The organism is Vibrio panuliri, assembly GCF_009938205.1.
GTDB classification, from domain to species: domain Bacteria; phylum Pseudomonadota; class Gammaproteobacteria; order Enterobacterales; family Vibrionaceae; genus Vibrio; species Vibrio panuliri.
On record NZ_AP019654.1, the window covers coordinates 1,488,599 to 1,511,395 of the forward strand.

Genomic DNA, 22,797 nt, shown 5'->3' on the forward strand with positions numbered 1-22,797 from the left:
AGCGACGGGGTGAGTTGTTCATTTTTTAAACTGATATCTTTATCACAGAATGCTTTACAAATGATCATCTAAGATTACTTTTGTAAATTAATGGATGATTAACGGAGTGGTCATGTCGGAAGTAGCGAATACTATTGAGATACGATCCATTAAAAAAGCCTTTGGCAGTAACACCGTCTTACATGATGTAAGTTTGGCTGTTGAGGGTGGTAGTGTTCTTGCGTTGATGGGCGCTAATGGGGCGGGTAAGTCAACCTTGGTAAAGATATTGAGTGGTGTCTATTCCGCTGATGAAGGGGCAATTTTAATCAACGGAAACCCAGTGGATGTCTCCACCCCTCAGTTAGCACGTGAAGCGGGCATCATTACCGTTCACCAAATAATAAATGATGGTGTGGTGCAAGACCTCAACATCGCAGAAAACCTGTTATTGGATAAGTTATGTGATGGACGCTTTGGCACCTTAATTTCGCAAAAAGATCTCGAATCTCAAGCTCGTCCTTTGGCGGATAAAATAGGGCTGACACTTCCATTAGATACTCAAGTCTCAGAGCTTTCACAAGCCGATCGCCAATTGGTCGCCATCGCGCGTGCGATTTCAGATAAACCAAAGCTATTGATCTTAGATGAGCCGACATCTTCTTTGTCAGACACTGAATCAATTAAGTTGTTTGAAGCAGTCAAAGTGATGCGAAGTCAGGGCGTTGCAGTGGTTTATATCTCTCACCGTATGTCAGATATTCGCACTTTGGCTGACAAGATTGCGGCACTACGTGAAGGTCGAATTGTTGGGCTGTTTGAGCCTCCGCTTGATTATGACGCAGCCGTTGATTCGATGTTAGGTCATGCGGTGGGCGAAGTAAGCCATAAATATCGCCAAGGTGAACGTACCATTCTAGAACTGCTAGACGTTCGCTTGAAAGAGCAATCACAACCCTTTGATCTGACGTTGAAGTCAGGGGAAATTGTGGTGCTTACTGGTCTATTGTCTTCTGGTTGTACTTCTGTTGTGGAAGGCATTTTTGGTATGGCTAAGTTTTCTTCAGGCACGATCAAACTTGCAGGCAAAGAGTGGACACCAAGCTCGCCCGTTCATGCGATAGACAGCGGTATCTTTATGGTGCAAGAAGACCGAGGTAACAACGCACTCATTCCTGCATTTTCAATAGAACAAAACGTAAGTCTCCCATTTCTAAAGCAGTTTTCTTCGTTTGGTTTTATTGACAGAAAGCGTGAGAAACAGCAGGTCGAAAAGGCAATTCAAACCACCAAAGTGAAATACACCGACCAAGAAGAGTTAATGTCTACGCTGTCTGGGGGAAATCAGCAAAAAGCGATGGTTGCGCGTTGGATGATGGAATCATGCCATGTGTTATTGCTCAATGAGCCATTCCAAGGTGTGGATATATCTTCCCGACGTCAAATTGGTGAGCTGCTACGTCAAACCGCAAGTGACCGCGTCACTATTGCCGTATGTACAGACGTGGAAGAGGCGCTAGAGATCGCTGATCGCATCATCGTATTCAACCACAACAACTTAGTCGGCATTCATCGGATTGATCAGATTCATATGCCAACACTAATTAATCAAATCGCAGCCGCTCCAGATAATCAAACTGACAATAAAACTAACACCGAGGATGTCACCGATGAAAGATATGCGTGAATTCGCCATTAAATATGGTCTGCTTATATTGCTCGCGTTAATGCTGATTCTATTTTCCGTCGCAGAGCCAGCTTTTTTAAGCACTATCAACATGATGATTATTCTGCAATCGGTATCGATTGTTGCCATCTTAGCCTTGGGGGTCACCGCGACACTGGCTGTGGATGGTTTTGATTTATCAATCGGTTCAACGGCGGCGTTCTCAATGATGACGGCCAGTTACGTGATGGTGGTTTTCGATGGCGGAACAACCATGGCTATCTTCGCCGCTATTACCGTAGGCGTATTGGTAGGCCTAGTGAATGGCTTTATGACGGTTCAAATGAAAGTGCCGGATTTGTTGACCACGCTAGGCATGATGTTCTTGCTGTTGGGGCTGCAACTTATTCCAACTCAAGGACGCTCGATTTCAACTGGAATGAGTTTATCTAACGGTGAAACGGCAACGGGCACCTTTTCTGAGAGCTTCCTATTTTTAGGTCGCGCTAGGGTGTTCGATATTATTCCAGTGCCTGTGATTATCATGCTGATTTTGGCAGTGATCACCTATTTCTTCCTTGAGCGCACTCGTCACGGCCGCGTGATGTATGCGATTGGCTCAAATGAGCAAGCCGCTAAGTTAGCTGGGGCGCGTATCAAATTTTATCGCTATGTCGCTTATGTCATGTCCGGCGTTTACGCCTCGATTGGTGGCATTTTGCTTGCGGCACGAATTGGACGCGGCGACGTAAGTTCAGGCAACTCCCTATTGATGGACGGCGTAGCTGGCGCGTTGATTGGCTTTGCTGTGCTCGGTGCAGCAAGACCAAATGCACAAGGTTCAGCCATTGGTGCACTGTTTGTTGGCGTGCTGCTCAATGGTTTAACCATGATGAATACACCTTACTACACACAAGACTTTATCAAAGGCTTAGTTTTGGTAGCAGCGTTGATGTTTACCTTTGGCCTATCCAATAAACGTGCATAACTATAAGGAAATAATAATGAAAACCTTAAAGAAACTTACCCTTTGCGCTTCCATTGCGGGTGTGATGGTCACTGGTGGTGCAATGGCCGATACGCAGTCTCCTTTTGAAGGCAAAGAGATGCGCATCGCTCATGTTCGTTATCTTTCTCAAGGCGATTTCCCAGAGCTATACCTGAAAGGTGTTAAGCGTCAGTCCGAAGCACTAGGCTTTAAACTTGATGTTTATGACGCGCGACAAGATGCGTCACTGCAACGTAACCAGTTAGAGCAAGCCATCATGAAAGGCTACGATGGTATTGTGTTGCAGCATGGTTTCACCGATTCGATTAAGGATTTGGCCGACTTAGCGGTGCAAAATGGCATCAAAGTTGTGGCGTTTGATGTGAATGCGGAAAACCCAATGATTCCGCAAATCAACCAAGATGACCATCTGATCGCTCGAATGTCGTTAGAGCAGGCTGTCAAAGACAATGGTGAAGCGTGGAAAGCGGCGTATGTATACGTACCTGGCATCCCTCCACTTGATCGCCGTGATGAAGTTTTCGCCGAATTTAAGCAAAAGTACCCAAATATCGAAGAAATTGCTCGTTTCGGTACTATGAACAACCCGATTCCGAACCAAGTCGCTGACCAAGCCGCTGCTGTGTTTAGAGCAAACCCAGATATCTCAGTTGCGTTTTCTCCTTATGATGAGTTTGCCAAAGGAATCAAGATTGCTGTTGATGAAGCCGGTCTTGCGAAGAACGTTAAGATCTACAGCGCGGATATTTCGAACTCTGATATCCAAGCGATGCGTGAGCCAAATAGTGCGTGGGTTGCGACCGTAGCCACTAACCCTTCAATTATGGGGGAAGTGAGTGTGCGTGCGTTAGCTATGCTGATGAAAGGTGACAAAGTCGCAAGTCAAGTTACCGTACCACCGGTACTGATCACTCAAGAGATGCTTAATCAACAAGACATCAAAAATATGGATGACTTGGTGAGTAAGATCCCTTCTTTCTCTTCGTCAACTGTGTTGGTGCCAGAATGGATGCCAATGCCAACGGTTAAATAATCAATTTCTATTGGGCGAGTTCGCTCGCCCTTAGTTCTGCATTACATAATTAAAGGATGGTCGTTATGTCGAATACCGTTCCAGCTGGCTATGCGCCGTTAAACAGCGATTCTTTGCCTCAATATCTGGTGAATAAGTTGCCCACTCACTTGTCGCTAGGAGGTGCACCTGAGCAGTGGACAGTGACAGAGGTGGGCGATGGTAACTTAAATTTGGTGTTTATTGTTGAAGGCACCGAGAAAACCATCGTTGTTAAACAAGCTTTACCATATGTGCGTGCTGCTGGTGAAAGTTGGCAATTGTCCTTAACGCGTGCTTTTTTTGAATACAACGTTCTGGATATCGAAGCCAAAGTGGCTGGTCACAGCTTAGTTCCTCAAGTCTATTTCTATGATCAAGACATGGCGATATTCGCCATGGAATATTTGACCCCTCATATCATTTTACGTAAAGAACTGATCACCGGTAATACCTTCGCCAGTCTCGCAGAAGACGTGGGTATCTTCCTTGCCAAGACGCTGTTCCATACCTCAGATCTTGGAATGAATGCAGAAGAGAAAAAGGCGTTGGTATCCAAATTTGCGGTTAACCATGAGCTGTGCAAAATCACCGAAGACTTGATTTTTACCGAGCCATATTTTGATGCAGAGCGCAACAATTGGACCACCCCAGATCTAGACGAAGATGTGCACAAAGTTTGGCAAGATGAAGCGATGATCCAAGTTGCGATGCGCTATAAGTTCAAGTTTATGACTGAGGCTCAGGCTCTGCTTCATGGCGACTTACATTCTGGCTCGATTATGGTGACGGAATCTGAAACGAAAGTTATCGACCCAGAATTTGGCTTTATGGGACCAATGGCGTTCGACATTGGTAACTATATTGGCAATTTACTTATGGCATATTTCTCACGCCCAGGTTGGGAAACAGATGCCGCTTCATGCGAAGCGAACCAAGCATACTTACTCAATCAAATTACCACCACATGGCAAGTGTTTGTGAGCCACTTTACCCGTTTATGGAACGAGAAAACTCAGGGTGAGGCATATCCTACTGAGATATATCAAAACGGCTTGGGAGAACGCGCATTGGCACACGCGCAGCAAGAGTTCTTTGCGACGTTGTTAGAAGACACCCTAGTCAATGCGGGTTTAGAGATCAATCGACGCATTATCGGCTTTGCTGGCGTGGCAGATTTCAAACTGATTGAGGATAGCCAGTTACGCGCTCAATGTGAAAGAAGAGCATTAAAACTCGCGCGCGAGTTGATTGTGAATGCCAAAGAATATCGAGAAATTGCCGCAATCGGGCAGTTTGCGCAAAGTTGTTAAGAGGTCGCTATGAAAATTAATGGAAAACACCAACGCACCGTTTGGGTGGCAAAAGATGGTTGGACAGTTGAAATTCTCGATCAAACGAAGTTACCGTTTGAAGTCGAAGTAATTCAATTGACCTCAATGAAATTGGCAGCGACTGCCATTCGTGAGATGTGGGTAAGGGGAGCGCCGTTGATAGGTGCCGTTGCGGCCTATGGTATGGCTTTGGGCATGCGTGAGGAGAGCAGTGATGAGCACCTCCAAACTTGTTATGACGTGCTGATAGAAACCCGTCCCACTGCAATCAACTTAAAGTGGGCCTTGGATAGAGTGCTGGCGGTTTTGACGAAGGTTCCAAGTGAGCAACGTTGCCAAGAAGCCTACCGTTTAGCGGCAGAAATTGCAGACGAAGACGTGCAGTTATGTGAAAGCATTGGTGAACATGGTTTAGAGATTATCAAGCAAATTGCCGCGAGTAAGCCTGCGGGAAGCACAGTCAATATTCTAACGCACTGTAATGCTGGTTGGCTGGCAACGGTAGACTGGGGAACGGCGATTTCACCGATCTATAAGGCTCATGAAGCCGGCATTAATGTTCATGTTTGGGTTGACGAAACTCGCCCACGTAATCAAGGTTTGCTTACTGCGTTTGAACTGGGCTCTCATGGTGTTCCTCATACACTGATTGCAGATAACGCGGGTGGACACTTGATGCAGCATGGTGAAGTGGATCTTTGTATCGTCGGTACTGACCGCACCACAGCCAAAGGGGATGTTTGCAATAAGATTGGTACATACCTCAAAGCGTTAGCGGCCTACGATAATCAGGTTCCTTTCTATGTAGCGCTTCCTTCACCAACGATTGATTGGACTGTTTATGATGGCGTTAAAGAGATTCCAATCGAGCAGCGCTCTGGGGATGAGCAATCCCACGTTTATGGTGTCGACCCAACGGGCAAGAGAAGCTGGGTAAATACAGCGCCAGCGGGGACTGAATGTGGCAACTACGCATTTGATGTGACGCCAGCGAAATATGTGACTGGATTGATTACTGAACGAGGCGTATGTGCTGCGACTGAAGAGGCACTTGAAGCCATGTTTAGTGATTTGAAAAATCCAGAGTTGGCATAGTTGTGCAGTATGTGGAGCCATTAGTGGCTCCACAATAAGGGGAACAAAAATGAATCGTGAACTGCTTGCCCAGCAAGTTATTGATACTTGCTTGGAGATGAATGCATTGGGGTTAAACCAAGGTACATCTGGAAACGTTAGTGTGCGTTATCAAGATGGTATGCTGATTACGCCAAGTGGGATTCCATACCACAAACTCACACCCGATATGATTGTATATGTTGACGACCAAGGGCATGCTGAGGCAGGAAAAGTCCCATCGAGTGAGTGGCATTTCCACCTTGCATGCCTTGCGGCTCGACCAGAACTGAATGCGGTGATTCACACTCATGCCGTGCACTGTACTGCGGTTTCAATCTTAAACCGTCACATACCCGCTATGCATTATATGGTGGCGGTTACGGGTATAGATCATGTGCCGTGTGTCCCTTATGCAACATTTGGTTCTCAAGCTCTAGCAGATGGTGTCAGTAGTGGTATTCGTGAGAGCAAAGCACTGTTGATGCAACACCACGGCATGATTGCGATGGAAGTCAACTTGGAGAAAGCTTTGTGGTTGGCGAATGAAGTTGAAGTTTTGGCCAATCTTTACTTGAAAGTTTCTGCTGTGCAGCAAGAAGTGCCGACGTTGTCTGCCCAAGAGATGCAAACCGTGATCGGCAAGTTTAAAACCTATGGTTTTAAATCGGATTAACTCTGATTGAATCAAAGCATCAATTAGGACTCATAAGATGAGTCCTTTTTTTCGCCATTAAAGAGCGAATTTGACCGTTAATGAGAGCAACAGTAGTAAATAAATGAAATTTCATTTGTTTACTCTGGATATCAGTGGTATTAAATCCTAATAGGTTAATCCGTAATAAGCTTCGAGTTGGTGAAAATGGACGTGTTTTTGAATTCTGATTGGGCAATCAATGTTGCGCAGATTATTTTTGTCAGTTGGGTAGTGCCATCTATTTTTGTGACACTACTTTTTTCAATGATTATGCTTTACGTGAAGATCAAACGATAAAAAAAAACGGCGTGGTATTCCACGCCGTTTTTGTTTCGTTAACATCTTGCTCAATCTAAGCGGCTTCAAATGCCAATGCCTTTTTCTCCAGTTGGCGAAATAGCAAAGTTAGAACGCCATTCACAGCCAGATAGAATGCTCCTGCGATACCAAATACGGTTAAGGTGTCATATGTTTGAGCGTTAATCCGTTGAGCATAACCCATCAAGTCCATGATGGTGATGGTGCTCGCCAGTGAGGTTCCTTTAAACACCAAGATCACTTCATTCGAATAGGCGGGTACTGCTCGACGTAACGCGTAGGGCAATAGCACTTTAAGGCTTTGCGCTTTGCTCATCCCCAAGGCTTTACAAGCTTGCCACTGACCGGGTGGAATGGTGTTAAACGCGCCTTTAAATAACTGCGTGCTGTAAGCCGCTGTATTGAGTGCAAGTGCAAGCATGGCACAAAACCAAGGTTGACTTAACCAATTCCAAGCAATGCTTTCACGAATCCAATCAAACTGACCTGGGCCATAATAGACAAGGAATATCTGCACCAATAGTGGTGTCCCGGTAAAGAGAATAATAATGCCTCGGCTAATCCAATGCAGTATAGGCGTACGCATCACGAGGATGACCGTCATTAGTAGCGATAACAGGCAACCAACGAATAGGGAAGCAACGGTGAGTTGAAAACTGGTTGCTAGCCCATTGAGCATTTGCCACAGATGTTCTTGTTTCATGCTTTGGCTCCTTTGAGATCATCCATGCCTTTAACGGCAAACTTATTATCGATAATCTTCACTACATATTGAGTAACTAACGTGATCATTAAGTAGATTGCCGCCGCCGTTGCGTACCATGTAAACGCTTCATGTGTGGACGCAGAAGTAAGTTGCGCTTGTTTAAGAAGATCAGTGACGCCAATAAGTGAAACCAATGCGGTATCTTTAAGTAGAACTAACCATTGATTGGTCAGCCCAGGCAAAGCATGACGAACTGCCTGAGGTAATATGATTTTAAAGAAGGCATGTGCGCGACTCATTCCCAGCGCAGCAGCTGCTTCTCTTTGCCCTCGATTGACCGCTTTAAACGCCCCACGAATTGTTTGTGATGCGTAGGAGGCGAAAATCAAAGAGAGAGCGATAACACCAGAAATAAACGGGCTTATCTCAATAAACTCACCAGTGATAAGAAATAACACTTGAGTAGAGCCAAAGTATATAAACAAAACCACAAGCAGCTCGGGTAACCCACGAACTATTGTGACAAAAGCGGTCGTTGGCCATTTGAAGGCTATGCGACGTGACATTTCACCCGTCGCAAATAAAACAGCGAGAACTAGCCCAACCACCAAGCTGGTGCAAGCGAGCTGGATAGTCATCCAGCTTGCCTGAACGAGCGATAGAGAATAACCCGTTAATGCCATATTAGTTACCGAAGTACTTAGTGTGGATCTCTTGATATACGCCGTTGCTTGCGACTTTCTCAAGCGCTTTATTTAGCTTCTCAACCAGAGCTTGGTTGTCTTTGTTTACTGCGATACCAAAACCATTACCGAAGTATTTTGCGTTAGTGATGTTTTCACCAACATACGCAAGTTCACCGTTATTGCCTTTAAACCACTCTGCAACCACAGCGTTATCACCAAACACAGAATCAATACGACCATTTTTCATATCAATAAACGCATCTTGGTAGCTTGAATATGGTACAGCAGTGACGCCAGGCATTTGCTCAATTAGGTAGCTTTGGTGAGTAGAGCCGTTTTGCACACCGACACGCTTACCTTCAAGTGCTGCTTGATCCGCTACTTTGCCTTTTAGTGAGACAAACGCTGCTGCGTTGTCATAGTAAGCGTTAGAGAATGCCACTTGCTCTAGGCGAGCATCGGTAATATCCATTGCTGAAATCGCCGCATCGTAGCGTTTGAACTTAAGCGCTGGGATCAAGCTGTCAAAGGCTTGGTTGTGGAAAGTACATTTTGCTTGCATCTCACTACAAAGCGCATTGGCAAGATCAACATCAAAACCTTGGATTTGATTGTTCTCATCCATGTACTCAAATGGAGGGTAGGTTGCTTCCATCACAAACTTGATCTCTTCCTGTGCAAGAGCGTGAGTAGAAACTAAACCGATTAACGAAGCTAGAAGAACTTTTTTCATTGTATTACTCCATAAAATTACAATTGCTGACTCCGTCAATGGGCAGCGAACGTTTGACTGAAATGAATAATTAGTGTTTCAAGTAATCGGCAAACGCGGTGGTCTGCGGATTGGTAAATACATCGTGTGTACCGTGTTCAACAATACGACCTTTCTCAAGGTAGAGTACATGAGAAGCAATTTTCTTGGCGAAATCTACTTCATGAGTGACCACCACTTGAGTGATGCCAGTCGCGCTAAGTTTCTTGATGATCTCCACCACCTGAGTGGTTATTTCCGGATCCAGTGCCGCAGTCGGTTCATCAAAAAGCAATACATCAGGTTTCATCATCAGGGCTCTAGCAATCGCGACACGCTGCTGTTGACCTCCTGACAGTTGCATCGGCCAAGTATCCGCTTTATCTGCCAGTTGTAATGTGGTAAGTATCTCAATTGCTTGTTTTTTTGCTTCATCTACTGTCATGCCAGCCACTTTAACCGGTGCTTCAATTAGATTCTGCATCACGGTCATATGAGGCCACAGATTATACTGTTGAAACACCATGCCGACTTTGCGACGCAATTGCAGTTCTTGTTTTTCAGCAATCGGTGAAGAAAAGTCGAACTGGTGATCGGCAATCGACAATTGGCCGTCATCAGCACTTTCAAGTAGATTCAATACGCGCAGTAGTGAGCTCTTGCCCGCACCGCTAGGACCCAGCAATACCAGTGTTTCGCCATTGTGACATTCAAAGCTAACGTCGTGCAGAACTTGGGTCGCACCGTAAGATTTATTAATTTGTTTTACCTGAATACTCATGCTTAAAAAACTGCATTAATTACCACATGGCATTCATACTACTAAAACTGAGAAATTATGCAATAAAAATGTATATAAATTTAATTTGTTAAAATTATGTTCAAAAAACGACCAGTGGCTCAACAGATATCACTGATTAGCAATATGCAACTGAGTTTGTTTAGTGATATTTGGCGTTAAAGACGGTCGGGTTTGTGCAAAATTTATCTCATTTAATCAAATGTCACAAAACGATACTGTTGTTATATACAGACTTCGATGGATGAATATGATTGTCGCGATTTTTTCGACAGAGCATATAAATGACAAAGCACCTAGAATTAGGCATCAAAGAGCTGGTGGATGATTTTATCGCCAGTGGTAAACCTTGTCCTGCCCAACAAGACATCCATTCTCGTCGTTCTGGTTACTTGGCGAGTACCATATTGGCTGGCGCGAATGTGGAGATGTATCAAGAGTTTGTGGATGTGTTAGACGGCATAGAAGTTAAAATATACCAACCTAGTGCAGAGCGTGACTTGCCCATAACGGTCTACTTTCATGGCGGATGCTTTATTAGTGGTGGCTTTGCTACCCATGACGTTCAACTTCGCCAACTTGCGTTCCAAGCTAATTCACTTGTGATTTGCATTCGATATCGCCTAGCACCTGAACATATTTATCCAGCCGCACATGAGGATGCATATAATGGTGCGCTAGGCATTGCTAAGCATGGTAGGAAATATGGTGGTGATACAGATAACATAGTGTTTGCGGGAGACAGCGCCGGCGGGCAGTTAGCGTTAGCGACGACATTGCGCTTGAAACAAAACCAGCAATGGCTACCGAGAAAACAGATCCTCATCTATCCAATGCTAGACCCTAATGGCGAGTCAAACAGTTATGCCAGCAATGGTACGGATTATGTAATTACCGCAAAGATGTTGTTGTCTGGTTTTCAACTCTATGCTGCAGATAAGGAAGTACTGAATCGTACAGCAGAGCTGAATCTACTTGCTGCAGATTTTCAAGGGATTCCGCCAACGCATATTATCACTGCCGAGTATGATCCTCTGCGTGATGAGGGTGAAAGGCTGTATAAGCTGATGTTGGAACAAGGTGTTGATGCATCATGTCAGCGTTATTTAGGCACGATTCATGGCTTTTTCCAGCTTGGCGCAGTTAGCAAGTCAGCTCGACGCTGCCTAACTGCAATCGCTGCGGAAATTGCTAGATAATAAAAAGCCCCGCTTCGAGCGGGGCTAAAGAATCAGATGGTTACTTTCAAGCAGCCTTAGAAAACTGAGCGAGAAAGTTATCTTTGCGTTCGTTAAAGCGATTAACCAAGTCATCAATGTCTTCTTGGCTGTATGGCTTAAGACCGCTGGCAACCATGCGCTTAATTCCCTTACCAACAACTTCACCATCTTGAATAAAGTCGAAGTTAAGTGTTACCACACCGCGTTTGCCATCAACATCGAAGGTCGCACCTGCAAAAGTCACCTCTGGTGAAGTTAGGTCTAGGCGAGTGAACTCAACCTCCATACTTTCATAGATAACCAATGGACGTTGGCAGTTGATCATCATCTGCTTCTCTTCCATTAACGGCACCATTATGTGTGGGAAGTTCATACCCGAGAACTGTACATAGTTTGTGACGACATGTTCGATGAACTCAGGGTTCTGATTGACACTGCCTTCACGGCTCATGTGCAGATACTCTTTGCCATTGCCGTCAACAACGGCGGCTTCTTTGTCGCACTTGTTGTCGATATGCAGTGCAACACCATCGCTCACCATGCCAGAAAAATCAAAACGCATCTTTTCACTGATACCTTGCTTGCTTAGCAATACGGCAAATAGCAAGTCGCCAGGAACACAGAATCGTTTGTTGTCTTCGTCGTGGATAGGGTTGAAGTCACCCGCGACTTTTTTAGCAAAATGGCTCGCCTGAAGACGAGTGAACTGGAATTGATGATCGTGTGAAGAAAAATACGGTGTTAAAAACATATCTAACGCTTAGTAACCAAAACTGTCAGCGATTATATATGAGTAATTAATTTGACTGGTCAATCCAGTCATCTATGCGAGTCATATCATAGCTAGGTTATAGGCTAGATTGACCAATGAATGAAAAAGCATCAATTATTTGACGCATTGATTTTAAAAGAAAAAACGCGTCAATGTGACGCGCTTTGAGGCTGTTCAGTTGAACTCTCGGTATGCAGATTAACGCACTCAAATAGGGGAGCTCGCCCTTACTAGAGGCTAGGTAATAACCTAGATGGCATGAGCTCGTTGTGTATCGCTTGCTGTAACAGAGCATTGGCTTGTTCAATATCAGGGGCAAAATAGCGGTCTTTATCATAAAAAGCGACGCTCTCTCGTAGCTGTTGTTTAGCAAGTTCAACTTGAGCAGACGATTTTAGCGGAGCGCGGAAGTCGAGACCTTGCGCTGCTGCTAGGTACTCTACTGCTAAAATTCCTCGAGTATTGTCCGCCATATCTTTTAGGCGACGAGCGGCAAAGGTCGCCATAGAGACATGGTCCTCTTGGTTGGCTGACGTTGGTAAGCTATCAATAGACGCTGGGTGAGCGAGCGTTTTGTTTTCACTTGCCAGCGCTGCTGAGGTGACCTGTGCAATCATAAAGCCGGAGTTGACCCCACCATTGTCGACTAAAAATGGAGGGAGTTTGCTCAACGCACTGTCGATCAAAAGTGCCATGCGACGTTCAGATAAACTGCCTATTTCTGCGATGGCAAGCGCGAGATTATCCGCCGCCATTGCAACTGGTTCGGCGTGGAAGTTCCCACCTGAGATAATATCGCCATCATCAGCAAACACTAGTGGGTTGTCGGAGACCGAGTTTGCTTCAGTTTGTAATATATCCGCACTATGGCGAATTTGTTGCAGGCATGCTCCCATGACTTGCGGCTGGCAGCGCAATGAATAGGGGTCTTGCACTTTTTCACATTGAGTATGGGACTCGCCGATTTCACTGCTCGTATCGAGTAGATGTCGATAAGCGGCAGCGGCATCCATTTGAGAGCGATGCCCGCGAACTCGGTGAATACGCGGATCAAACGGTTTGCGACTACCAAGTGCAGCTTCCACCGTCATTGCTCCACATACAGTTGCGGAGGCATACAGATCTTCAGCGGCAAATAAGCCCTCAAGAGCGAAAGCTGTTGACGCTTGAGTGCCATTTAGTAGCGCAAGCCCTTCTTTAGGCGCAAGCGTGATCGGTTTTAGCCCCGCGATGGTTAATGCTTCGATACCCGTGATGATTTTGCCGTTGTGACGAGCTTGTCCTTCGCCCAATAGTACCGTGCTCATATGGGCTAGGGGGGCGAGATCGCCCGAAGCGCCAACCGAGCCTTTTTGTGGGACGCAGGGATAAACTTGCGCATTGACCAATTCGATAAGTGCTTGAATGACTGCTAAACGAATGCCTGAATATCCGCGAGCGAGACTGTTAATTTTGAGTACCATCATTAGGCGCACCGTTTCGTCGGCCATCAGCGGGCCAATGCCAGCAGCATGTGACAGGACGATACTTCGTTGCAATACCTCCAAATCTTGTGGCTCGATGCGAGTGTTTGCCAGCAAGCCAAAGCCGGTATTGATCCCGTAGACGGTGCGGTCTTCCAAGATAACTTGCTCGACCACCGCCGTGCTCTGTTCTATTGCGGCAAAGGCACTGCTGTCGAGGCTTAGACGTACTGGTGAACGGCTAATTTGACGCAATTGTTTGAGGTTTAAATCACCTGGCTTTAATACTAGGTTTAACATCGCTTGATTCTCCTAACGTAATTTGGCCAGTTCTTGATTGAGCATCGGTAAGTCAAGTCGTTGCTCTGCCGCGCACTGTTTAGCTATATCGTAGCCCGCATCAGCATGGCGCATCACGCCAGTGGCTGGATCATTGTGGAGAACACGAGCGATGCGTCGATCGGCATCGTCACTGCCGTCACAGCAAATAACCATACCGGAATGTTGTGAAAAACCCATGCCAACGCCCCCTCCGTGGTGTAGCGATACCCAAGTCGCACCGCCAGCGGTATTGAGTAGCGCGTTGAGTAGCGGCCAATCAGACACGGCATCGGAACCGTCAAGCATTGACTCGGTTTCTCGGTTAGGGCTGGCGACCGAGCCAGAATCTAAGTGGTCTCGCCCAATCACAATCGGCGCTTTTAGCTCACCATTTTTAACCATCTGATTAAACGCAAGCCCCAGACGCTGACGATCTTTTAACCCAACCCAACAGATGCGTGCAGGCAAGCCTTGAAACTGGATGCGCTCACGCGCCATATCGAGCCAATTGTGTAAATGAGGGTCATCGGGGATCAACTCTTTGACTTTTTGGTCAGTTTTGTAAATATCTTCAGGATCGCCAGAGAGGGCTGCCCAACGGAAAGGCCCAATGCCTTGGCAAAATAAAGGTCGAATATAGGCCGGAACAAACCCCGGAAAATCGAATGCGTTTTTCACCCCTTCCTCTAATGCCATTTGACGGATGTTATTGCCATAATCCAGTGTCGCTGCCCCTTTCGCTTGCAGCGCTAACATCGCTTTGACTTGTATTGCCATTGAAGCCTTGGCAGCGGCAACCACTTTTGCTGGATCACTTGTCCGAGTATTGGCCGCGTATTCCATATCCCAGCCTTGTGGCAGGTAGCCATTAAGTGGATCGTGGGCTGAGGTTTGGTCTGTTACAACATCTGGCGTGATATTGCGTTCTACCAGTTGAGCAAATACATCGGCAGCGTTACCAAGCAGGCCGATAGAGATGGGTTCTTCGCTGCTGTAAATGATTTCCAACGCTTGATCTAAGCTGGTGGCTTTTTTGTCTACGTAACCCGTGCGGAGGCGGTAGTCGATACGCGATTCATCGCACTCAACCGCCAGCATAGAAAAGCCTGCCATTGTGGCGGCGAGCGGTTGAGCGCCACCCATGCCACCAAGCCCGCCGGTTAATATCCAGCGTCCTTTGCTATTACCTTGGAAATGTTGCTTCGCTACGGCGACAAAGGTTTCGTAAGTCCCTTGTACAATGCCCTGCGAGCCAATATAGATCCAGCTGCCTGCGGTCATTTGACCGTACATCATCAACCCTTGTTTATCGAGTTGATTAAAATGCTCCCAGTTCGCCCAATGGGGAACAAGATTGGAGTTGGCGATCAATACTCTTGGTGCATCTTTATGGGTAGGGAAAACGCCAACAGGTTTACCCGATTGGACTAACAACGTTTGGTCTTCTTCAAGTTGCTCCAACACTTCCACAATCTTATCAAAACAGGCCCAGTTGCGAGCTGCTCGACCAATGCCTCCGTATACCACCAGTGCATGCGGATGTTCAGCCACTTCTGGGTCTAAGTTGTTCATCAGCATGCGTAGCGGGGCTTCGGTTAACCAAGAGCGTGCGCGAAGCTGTGTGCCACGTGGTGCGCGAATGGTGCGTTGGGTGTCGAGACGCGTGTCATTACTGCTGCATTCCGTCATAAGAAGACTCCTTGTCTTTACTATTGCTCTGAAAAAGCGTTGGCGATATCCCAACATAGCCGCGCGGCCAGTCTTGCGGTTTGACTATCCACGTCGTAGGTCGGGTTGTACTCTGCGATATCAGCGATCACGAGCTTATCTTGGTAATGCAGGATGCGATCGAGAAACAGGTTGATGGTGTCTAAGCTGATACCGCGCGCAGCAGGCGCGCTCACTCCGGGGGCGATCGCCGCCGGAAACACATCTAAATCGATCGTCAGGTAGATGTAATCGCAGTTATCAATAAAGTGCTGTAGCTGAGTTAGGTGATAAACATGATTGAGATGGGAGAGATCTTTGTCTTCGACATACCAAACGTTGAGCTCGTTTGCACGGTTGAATAGCGCGGTGGTATTGCATGCGCGACTGACCCCTAAACAAGCGTAATGAAAAGGCCACTGTTTGGCTTGGCAGTAGTGTTGGATTTGGTTAAACGCCGTTCCGGAGCTGGGTTTTATGTTGAGGCTAGGATGTTCAAATGCGCGCAAGTCGAAATGTGCATCGAAATTGATGATCCCGATTCTTGGGGCTTTATTGGGGTTGAGATGCTCGAAATAGCGCGCCAAACCGAGAAATGATGCCCACGCGACTTCATGACCACCACCAAGGGTGATGACAGGTGTTGAGCGCAAAGCCAATGCAATTACGTCCGCACAATCGGATTGTGCTTGCTCAAGTAGGTCGTCATCGCAGATCACCGTGCCTAAGTCGATTAAACGACTCTCTTTATGCCATGCCATATTTGCCAATGCACGACGAATAAGATCTGGCGCTTTACGTGCGCCCACTCTGCCTTTGTTGCGCGCGACTCCTGCATCACTCGCGAAGCCAAGGATACTGACAGCGTTTCGGTACGGTTCTAACTCACTGACTTGAAGTTTTTTAATGACACTGTGGACCCGCTTTGCTGCCAAAGCATCTTCTTCATCAACGCGTCCTTGCCAGTGAAAGTCTTGTTGAGTGATAGGTGGATTAGACATAGCACACCTCTCCCTGAATTAGTCTGGCGAACAGACGTTGCACGCCTTGCAAGTAACTCAGCTCAGCGGGGTGGTCGATGTCCCATATCGCAAAATCGGCGTCAAAACCTACTTCAATTTTCCCACGACTGCTTCCCACACCGAGCGCTTTGGCTGCATTTGCCGTCACGCCCCGAAGTGTTTCTTCAGGTGTTAAACCAAACAAGGTGCAACCCATATTCATCATCATAGTCAAATCTGCGAAAGGTGAGGTGCCTGGATTGAGATCGCTGGCGAGGGCGATCGGAACTTGATGTTCTCGCAGTAGCTCAATGGGAGGTAATTGAGTCTCTCGCAGGAAGTAATAGGCACCGGGAAGCAGCGTAGCGACGGTGCCTGCATCCGCTAGTGCTTTGACGCCTGCTAAATCGAGGAACTCAATATGATCTGCGGACAAGCCTTGATATTTGGCAGTAAGGGCGCTGCCGCCTAAGTTGGAAAGTTGCTCGGTATGCCCTTTGACAGCTAAGCCATATTGCCGGGCCGTGTGAAAAACACGTTCTGTTTGCTCAAGATTAAACGCGATCGATTCACAGAAGGCATCGACACTGTCAGCAAGGCGGTGTTCAGCAACGTAAGGAATCATTTCGTTGCAGATTAAATCTACATAGTGCTCTGGGCAATGGGAAAACTCAGGAGGAACAGCATGGGCTGCCAATAACGTAGTAGAGATACGAACATTGCGATAACTCTCTAATGCCTTGGCGGCTCGCAACATTTTCACTTCGTCTTTGAGGGTTAGCCCGTAGCCAGATTTGATTTCGACGCTGGTCACCCCGCTGGCAAGCAAGCCGTCTAAGCGGGGCAGAGCAAGTTCGGTTAACTGTTGCTGGCTTGCCTCTCGGGTTGCTCGAACGGTTGAGAGAATGCCGCCCCCTTGCTTGGCAATGGTTTGATAAGGAACGCCATTGAGGCGCATTTCAAATTCGTTAGCCCGATTGCCAGCATAGATAAGGTGAGTATGACAATCGATAAGCCCCGGTGTAATCAGCTTGTTGTTGACGTCCAGCACGTTATTACTGGGTGTTTCGAGTCGGTTGGGGCTGATAGCGGCAACCTTTCCATCACGCAGGTAGAGATGACCAGACAGTATTTGATAGCCTGAGGCGTTGTGTGACATCGTGACAAAACGGGCGTTCGCAATGTGCAGATCAAATGGGGTTGTCATACAAGTACTCATCCGCATCATGGTTGTTTAATGTATATACAAATAATGGTGCGAACATGAGCAATTGGCAATGTTAATGTAAGTTAAATGTGATCAAATCGTAGAATTATCTACGTGAATTTTTGTAATTCTCGTAATGTTTGATGCCGTCTTTTGCCGATAGGACATGATTTCTCGCTAGTTGCGACCATGCTGATCACATAGCTTTTCAGTGGTTACGAACTAGGTGAATTAACGGAATCTAACTATAAGGTGATGGTGGAGCTGAGTTTAAAGCGCGATCCTGGGTGATAAAGTCGCGCGCTGCTGACTAAGTCGCGCCCGCTCCAGGTGCGGCGGGTGAGGAGCAAACAAGGTTCATTTTCTTGTAGTTGCAGTTGTTGGCGTTTATTGATGTCGATAGTGACTGCTTCAACAGTGTGTTCTATCGCAGACAGCGGGCAGGCTTCAAATAGGTACTGAGTCGGTGTTCGCTGATTGAAATCTTGATTGAGGTAATCGGGTGCATGTTGTGGGTTTACCCAGCGCAGCTCAAGTTGAATAGGCTGCTCGTCAGCATAGTGGATGATCTCACTGTAGAACACTGTGCTGCCGTGCATGACCCCAAGTTGAATTGCGGTCGTTTCATCTGCGACAACGGCAGTTTGCTTCAGTACTTTGTTTCGGTACGCTTTGCCGCGTTCAACCACTTCAGTGGCGATGTTACGAATATCGATCAACGGTGATTCGGTTTTATCTATGTGCCGACAGACAAAGGTTCCTAAGCGGGGCTTGCGTTCAAGCCTGCCTTCAGAAACAAGATCGCGGATCGCTTTGTTGACCGTCATACGACTAACATTGAACTGTTTAGTCAGTTCGATCTCAGTGGTTATACGTTGCCCAACAGACCATACGCCAGATTCAATTTGGTGGACGATATAGTGCTTTATTTGCTGATAGAGCGGTTGTTGAGGCATCAAGAAATCCGGTATTGATTGGTATATACAAATCTAATCGTATTCGTGGCAGAAATGCAAGTGGTGGATAAAATCTAAGCAAACGAAATGAGATAAGACTCATTCTATAAGCAAAAGGCTTGCGTCAGTCACCAAGGAATGAGATACCCATATACAACGATAAGAATAAAGTCACGAGAAAGGAAACAATCATGTTTGGAAAGTTGAAAGCGTCTTTGGGCATTGGTGCCGCTAAAGTCGATACTGTTTTGGATAGTATGGCCGTCGAACAAGGCGAAAGCATTAAAGGTGTCGTGCATATTCAGGGTGGTGATGTCGAGCAGCAGATTGATGCGATTAACTTAAAACTATGCACTGAGGTTAAAGTTGAGTCTGATAATGGCGTGAGCTATCAAGAGTTTATTTTGGGGCAACTGCAAGCCGTTCAACCGTTTGTTATTGGAGCAAATGAGCAAAAACAAGTACCGTTTGAACTCAAACTGCATGAGGAAACGCCAGTCACCGCGCTGAATGCGATAAAAAATCAATGTCATGTATGGTTAGAAACAACGTTAGATATCGATTTCGCGATTGACCCAAAAGATCGTGATTATGTTGAAGTTCGTCCTTTGCCTGTAGTGGCGAAAGTGATTGGGGCAATCCAGAGCAACGGTTTCGATATGGTGAAAGCGGATGTCGAAAAGGGTTTTCTTCGTGGTGGAAACTTCAGCTCTAAGTCTGGTTGTTACCAAGAGATCGAGTTTAGAAATGGTGGCTTTATTAACAAGAAAGAGATTGAGTTGTCATTTGTACTGGAAGGGGGCTTCGTCCATTGCTTAGCTGAAGTCGACCGCGCATTGGGACTTGGTGGTGACAAGTATACATCATTTACCCTGTCACGTAGTGCGTCGGATGCTGAAGTTCAGCAAGCAGTCGCACGAGTACTCTCCATCTAGTCTATAGTCGAGAAGTCGAAAAGAAAACAGGCTGATAATTCAGCCTGTTTTGCTATTAAGCGGCGGTTAAGTGTGTGGTGATGTAGGGTTGCCAAGCATCTTGGTAGAGTTGGCGAGATTGGCGACGCATGTGATCAATTTGCGCCATTTCAAATTCAGTCAGTGCGCGCTGCTGGGCGTCAGCACTACGTTCAATGTTCTGAATCTGTTCATACAGTTCGTGTTCTTTACCTGATTTCACATCAGCAATGGCTTTAAGATGCAGTTGAACTTCAGCAACCAGATTGGTTTTTGGCAGCTTCACTAACACATTTAAGTCACGATAGCCGGATTCCGCCGGTTTTTTGAAGCGGTTTTTTACTTTTACGATGGTGGTTTCACGGCTTAATTTTTCATAAGCCTCCATTAGGCTCGCCACATCATCGGCGACGATCGTTGCGCGAGCTAAGTCTGTAATACGGTTTACTTGGTTATCAAGTTCTAAGGCAATCTTTTCTTGGGCACGTTGAGTTGATTTCACGCCAGCAAAATAGGCGTCAGTGCCAGTGAGTAGGGCGGTACTTTTACAGATAGTTTCCAACTCGAACTGAGCTTGGTGTGCTTTACTGTAGAGCACGTCAAAGTCGGAGTATGGTTGCAGCGGTTGATCGTAGGTAGATGTGATGCCATACAGACCGCTAAGGTTATGTTTGAAGGTTTTAGAGCAAACCTCATTCTGGTTTGAACTTCTACTGCCATCATTTGTTGCTGAAGGCATCGGCATCGCGGCTAGCGCAGGTGCACGGCTCAACATCAGAAGCACAAGTGCCGTGGCACGCAGGAATAAGCTCATTCAGTCTCCTCAGAGTTGTTGTTGCTTAGAAAACAGGGCAATAAAAATATGACACCTAAACAAAACAAGTCTTTACATTATCTATGGGGGCTACTTGAGCAAACTCAATCCTAACAAACAGTGAAGGTTAGAAAACATTAACTGGCTCTCAATTGTGAGTATTGCTACTTACTTTGAGTGAGACTGGAATAAGAAGTTCATGCAAAAGATGTAACTAAATTTATCTTTGCGGCGCTCTTTGCCTACTCATGGGACACAGTATATCGAACCTAAATGAACACAACCTGAATGGTTTGTTTAAATTTGCGGTGGTTTTCGCTAGTCTTAGCCCTCAAAAGTCAGCCGAGAAAATTACAATGAAAGATCCAGAATTTTGGCACAATAAATGGGCGGCAAACCAAATCGGTTTTCACCTTGAAGACGTAAACCCATTGCTCATCAATTATTGGCCTGCCACCAATCCTCAAATGAATGACAAAGTCTTTGTTCCACTGTGTGGCAAATCAGAAGACTTAATCTGGCTGGCCCGCAAACACGAAGATGTCCAAGGTGTGGAGTTAAGCAATATTGCTGTGCGTTCGTTTTTTGCTGAGCATTTTTACACTCCAATGGTGATGCCAATTGGCGGTCAACATGAGCTATTCCAGTTTGATGAGCTATCGATCTATGTTGGGGATTACTTCACCGCACCAATCAAACCAGTTGATATTGTTTATGACCGAGCAGCGTTGGTGGCGCTACCTGAAGAGATGCGTGATGAGTACGTAACTAGACTAAAAAGCTTACTTAATCCTGGCGGCCGTATCTTGCTGATTAGTTTAGATTACGCTCAGGAGGAGATGGCGGGTCCACCGTTTTCGGTGCCTGAGCAAGAGATACGTCTCCACTTCTCCGACTACACGGTGACCAAGCTTTACCGTGACGAAGGGGACGAAAATCACCCGCGCATCAAGCGCAATAGCTTAAGTCGCTTTGCGGAGGAAGTGTACTTGATCGAGTCTTAATCAGGCACAAAAAACGCTTGGTATCCAACTTCGCCAAGCGTTTTCATTTTTACAAAGTAGCGCTTAGTAAATGATGGTGATTTTACTCGCCGCAGTGATGGCATCATCAATCGCTTGCTCTATGGAGTCGCGTTGCGTAATTGCAACGCCGAGTCGGCGGCGACCGTCAATGTTTGGTTTGCCAAAAAGCTTAAGTTGCGTTTTAGGCGCGTTTAGCGCATCAGCGAGCCCTTGGTAGCGAATGTTGTTTGACGTTCCTTGACCAAGAATGACTGCCGAGGCACAAGGACCATACTGCGTAATGTTAGCGATAGGCATACCAGTAAAGGCGCGCACGTGTAGAGCAAATTCAGACATATCTTGCGAAAGCAGCGTCACTAGACCTGTGTCATGTGGGCGAGGGGATACTTCATTAAAGATGACAGTGTCACCTTTTACAAACAGTTCTACGCCAAATATACCGTAACCGCCTAGGGCATTGACCACTTGCTCTGCTGCGTGTTGTGCGGCTTTAAGAGCGTTATCAGACATGGCTTGTGGCTGCCATGATTCGCGGTAATCACCATCTTCTTGTCGGTGACCAATCGGCGCGCAAAAATGCACACCATCAATCGCTCGAACGGTCAGTTGCGTAATTTCGTAGTCAAAGTCGATAAAGCCTTCAACAATGACACGACCTGCACCAGTGCGTCCTCCTTCTTGTGCGTAGTGCCATGCTTTTTCAATATCAGCTCTGTTTTTGATGACGCTTTGTCCTTTGCCAGACGAACTCATCACGGGTTTACAGACACAAGGGATGCCCACCGCTTCAATTGCTGCGACAAAATCTTGGTAATTATCGGCAAAGCGATAAGGCGAAGTGGTCAAACCGAGCTCTTCAGCGGCAAGGCGGCGAATGCCTTCACGGTTCATGGTCAGTTTAGTGGCGTTTGCAGTGGGCACCACGTTGAGACCTTTTGCTTCTAGTTCAACCAGTTTGTCGGTGGCGATGGCTTCGATCTCTGGCACCACATAATCGGGTTGCTCTTGTTCGATGATGTTAGCTAGCGCTTGACCATCGAGCATATCAACCACATAGCTGCGGTGCGCGACTTGCATCGCTGGCGCGTTTTCATAGCGGTCGCAGGCAATCACTTCTAGCCCCAAACGTTGACACTCAATCGCCACTTCTTTGCCTAACTCACCAGAGCCTAATAAAAGTACACGAGTAGAATTTTCACTAGTTGCCGTACCAAACATACACACCCTTTGCTTTGAAGATATTGAAAAC

21 protein-coding genes are annotated in these 22,797 nt (G+C 46.4%); 9 read left to right on the top strand and 12 right to left on the bottom strand.

Annotated elements, in window-relative coordinates:
- The first annotated feature begins 112 nt into the window (after positions 1 to 112).
- From GZK95_RS06790 to GZK95_RS06815, 6 genes are all read left to right on the top strand, one after another.
- Positions 113 to 1,666 carry a sugar ABC transporter ATP-binding protein gene (locus GZK95_RS06790; RefSeq protein WP_075714252.1) on the top strand — a complete coding sequence of 518 codons (1,554 nt, stop codon included), beginning with the start codon at positions 113 to 115 and terminating at the stop codon, positions 1,664 to 1,666.
- Positions 1,650 to 2,633: an ABC transporter permease gene (locus GZK95_RS06795; protein ID WP_197740173.1), complete on the top strand. Its 984-nt coding sequence runs from the start codon at positions 1,650 to 1,652 to the stop codon at positions 2,631 to 2,633. Before GZK95_RS06790 ends, GZK95_RS06795 begins: the two co-directional genes overlap by 17 nt.
- Before the next feature lie 16 nt (positions 2,634 to 2,649).
- Positions 2,650 to 3,687: a substrate-binding domain-containing protein gene (locus GZK95_RS06800; RefSeq protein WP_075709480.1), complete on the top strand. Its 1,038-nt coding sequence runs from the start codon at positions 2,650 to 2,652 to the stop codon at positions 3,685 to 3,687.
- 65 nt (positions 3,688 to 3,752) lie between these two features.
- On the top strand, positions 3,753 to 5,018 hold the full coding sequence (gene mtnK, locus GZK95_RS06805) for an S-methyl-5-thioribose kinase (protein WP_075714250.1): 1,266 nt from the start codon (positions 3,753 to 3,755) through the stop codon (positions 5,016 to 5,018).
- A 9-nt stretch (positions 5,019 to 5,027) separates the two neighbouring features.
- Positions 5,028 to 6,134 (top strand): S-methyl-5-thioribose-1-phosphate isomerase, encoded by a 1,107-nt coding sequence (gene mtnA, locus GZK95_RS06810; RefSeq protein ID WP_075714247.1) that lies wholly within the window; start codon positions 5,028 to 5,030, stop codon positions 6,132 to 6,134.
- Between the two features lie 49 nt (positions 6,135 to 6,183).
- Complete coding sequence (locus GZK95_RS06815) at positions 6,184 to 6,828, top strand: L-fuculose-phosphate aldolase (protein ID WP_075714245.1); 645 nt, start codon at positions 6,184 to 6,186, stop codon at positions 6,826 to 6,828.
- A gap of 373 nt (positions 6,829 to 7,201) precedes the next feature.
- Here the strand turns inward: GZK95_RS06815 and artM are convergent, their stop codons facing one another.
- The 4 genes from artM to artP all read right to left on the bottom strand — a co-directional run bounded on the left by artM (position 7,202) and on the right by artP (position 10,091).
- The gene (gene artM / locus GZK95_RS06820) at positions 7,202 to 7,870 is read right to left on the bottom strand and encodes an arginine ABC transporter permease ArtM (RefSeq protein WP_075714242.1); all 669 of its coding nucleotides are present in this window, start codon (positions 7,868 to 7,870) and stop codon (positions 7,202 to 7,204) included.
- The gene (artQ, locus tag GZK95_RS06825; protein WP_075714240.1) at positions 7,867 to 8,556 is read right to left on the bottom strand and encodes an arginine ABC transporter permease ArtQ; all 690 of its coding nucleotides are present in this window, start codon (positions 8,554 to 8,556) and stop codon (positions 7,867 to 7,869) included. The genes artM and artQ overlap by 4 nt, the downstream gene beginning before the upstream one ends.
- Position 8,557: 1 nt before the next feature.
- Entirely contained in the window at positions 8,558 to 9,292 is a 735-nt protein-coding gene (locus GZK95_RS06830; protein WP_075714238.1) for an arginine ABC transporter substrate-binding protein, read from the bottom strand.
- A gap of 70 nt (positions 9,293 to 9,362) precedes the next feature.
- Positions 9,363 to 10,091 carry an arginine ABC transporter ATP-binding protein ArtP gene (artP, locus tag GZK95_RS06835; protein WP_075714236.1) on the bottom strand — a complete coding sequence of 243 codons (729 nt, stop codon included), beginning with the start codon at positions 10,089 to 10,091 and terminating at the stop codon, positions 9,363 to 9,365.
- Positions 10,092 to 10,393: 302 nt separating this feature from the next.
- Between artP and GZK95_RS06840 the strand changes: the two genes are divergently transcribed.
- The gene (locus GZK95_RS06840; RefSeq protein ID WP_075714234.1) at positions 10,394 to 11,308 is read left to right on the top strand and encodes an alpha/beta hydrolase; all 915 of its coding nucleotides are present in this window, start codon (positions 10,394 to 10,396) and stop codon (positions 11,306 to 11,308) included.
- Positions 11,309 to 11,354: 46 nt separating this feature from the next.
- On the opposite strand, the gene GZK95_RS06845 is transcribed toward GZK95_RS06840, so the two are convergent.
- From GZK95_RS06845 to hutC, 6 genes are all read right to left on the bottom strand, one after another.
- Positions 11,355 to 12,080, bottom strand: coding sequence for a DUF3581 domain-containing protein (locus GZK95_RS06845; RefSeq protein ID WP_075709489.1), 726 nt, complete (start codon positions 12,078 to 12,080; stop codon positions 11,355 to 11,357).
- Between the two features lie 251 nt (positions 12,081 to 12,331).
- Positions 12,332 to 13,864 carry a histidine ammonia-lyase gene (hutH, locus tag GZK95_RS06850; RefSeq protein WP_075714232.1) on the bottom strand — a complete coding sequence of 511 codons (1,533 nt, stop codon included), beginning with the start codon at positions 13,862 to 13,864 and terminating at the stop codon, positions 12,332 to 12,334.
- 12 nt (positions 13,865 to 13,876) lie between these two features.
- Positions 13,877 to 15,574 carry a urocanate hydratase gene (gene hutU / locus GZK95_RS06855; protein WP_075714230.1) on the bottom strand — a complete coding sequence of 566 codons (1,698 nt, stop codon included), beginning with the start codon at positions 15,572 to 15,574 and terminating at the stop codon, positions 13,877 to 13,879.
- Between the two features lie 20 nt (positions 15,575 to 15,594).
- Complete coding sequence (gene hutG / locus GZK95_RS06860; protein ID WP_075714228.1) at positions 15,595 to 16,593, bottom strand: formimidoylglutamase; 999 nt, start codon at positions 16,591 to 16,593, stop codon at positions 15,595 to 15,597.
- The gene (gene hutI, locus GZK95_RS06865) at positions 16,586 to 17,800 is read right to left on the bottom strand and encodes an imidazolonepropionase (protein WP_139315037.1); all 1,215 of its coding nucleotides are present in this window, start codon (positions 17,798 to 17,800) and stop codon (positions 16,586 to 16,588) included. Before hutI ends, hutG begins: the two co-directional genes overlap by 8 nt.
- Positions 17,801 to 18,045: 245 nt before the next feature.
- Positions 18,046 to 18,756 (bottom strand): histidine utilization repressor, encoded by a 711-nt coding sequence (gene hutC / locus GZK95_RS06870; RefSeq protein ID WP_075714224.1) that lies wholly within the window; start codon positions 18,754 to 18,756, stop codon positions 18,046 to 18,048.
- A gap of 191 nt (positions 18,757 to 18,947) precedes the next feature.
- On the opposite strand from hutC, the gene GZK95_RS06875 reads away from it, so the two are divergent.
- Positions 18,948 to 19,691 (top strand): sporulation protein, encoded by a 744-nt coding sequence (locus GZK95_RS06875; RefSeq protein WP_075714222.1) that lies wholly within the window; start codon positions 18,948 to 18,950, stop codon positions 19,689 to 19,691.
- A 55-nt stretch (positions 19,692 to 19,746) separates the two neighbouring features.
- Here the strand turns inward: GZK95_RS06875 and GZK95_RS06880 are convergent, their stop codons facing one another.
- Positions 19,747 to 20,523 (bottom strand): phosphoribosylglycinamide formyltransferase, encoded by a 777-nt coding sequence (locus tag GZK95_RS06880; RefSeq protein ID WP_075709496.1) that lies wholly within the window; start codon positions 20,521 to 20,523, stop codon positions 19,747 to 19,749.
- A 356-nt stretch (positions 20,524 to 20,879) separates the two neighbouring features.
- Between GZK95_RS06880 and GZK95_RS06885 the strand changes: the two genes are divergently transcribed.
- The gene (locus GZK95_RS06885) at positions 20,880 to 21,527 is read left to right on the top strand and encodes a thiopurine S-methyltransferase (protein ID WP_075714299.1); all 648 of its coding nucleotides are present in this window, start codon (positions 20,880 to 20,882) and stop codon (positions 21,525 to 21,527) included.
- Between the two features lie 63 nt (positions 21,528 to 21,590).
- On the opposite strand, the gene purT is transcribed toward GZK95_RS06885, so the two are convergent.
- On the bottom strand, positions 21,591 to 22,766 hold the full coding sequence (gene purT, locus GZK95_RS06890) for a formate-dependent phosphoribosylglycinamide formyltransferase (RefSeq protein WP_075714220.1): 1,176 nt from the start codon (positions 22,764 to 22,766) through the stop codon (positions 21,591 to 21,593).
- Positions 22,767 to 22,797: the final 31 nt, after the last annotated feature.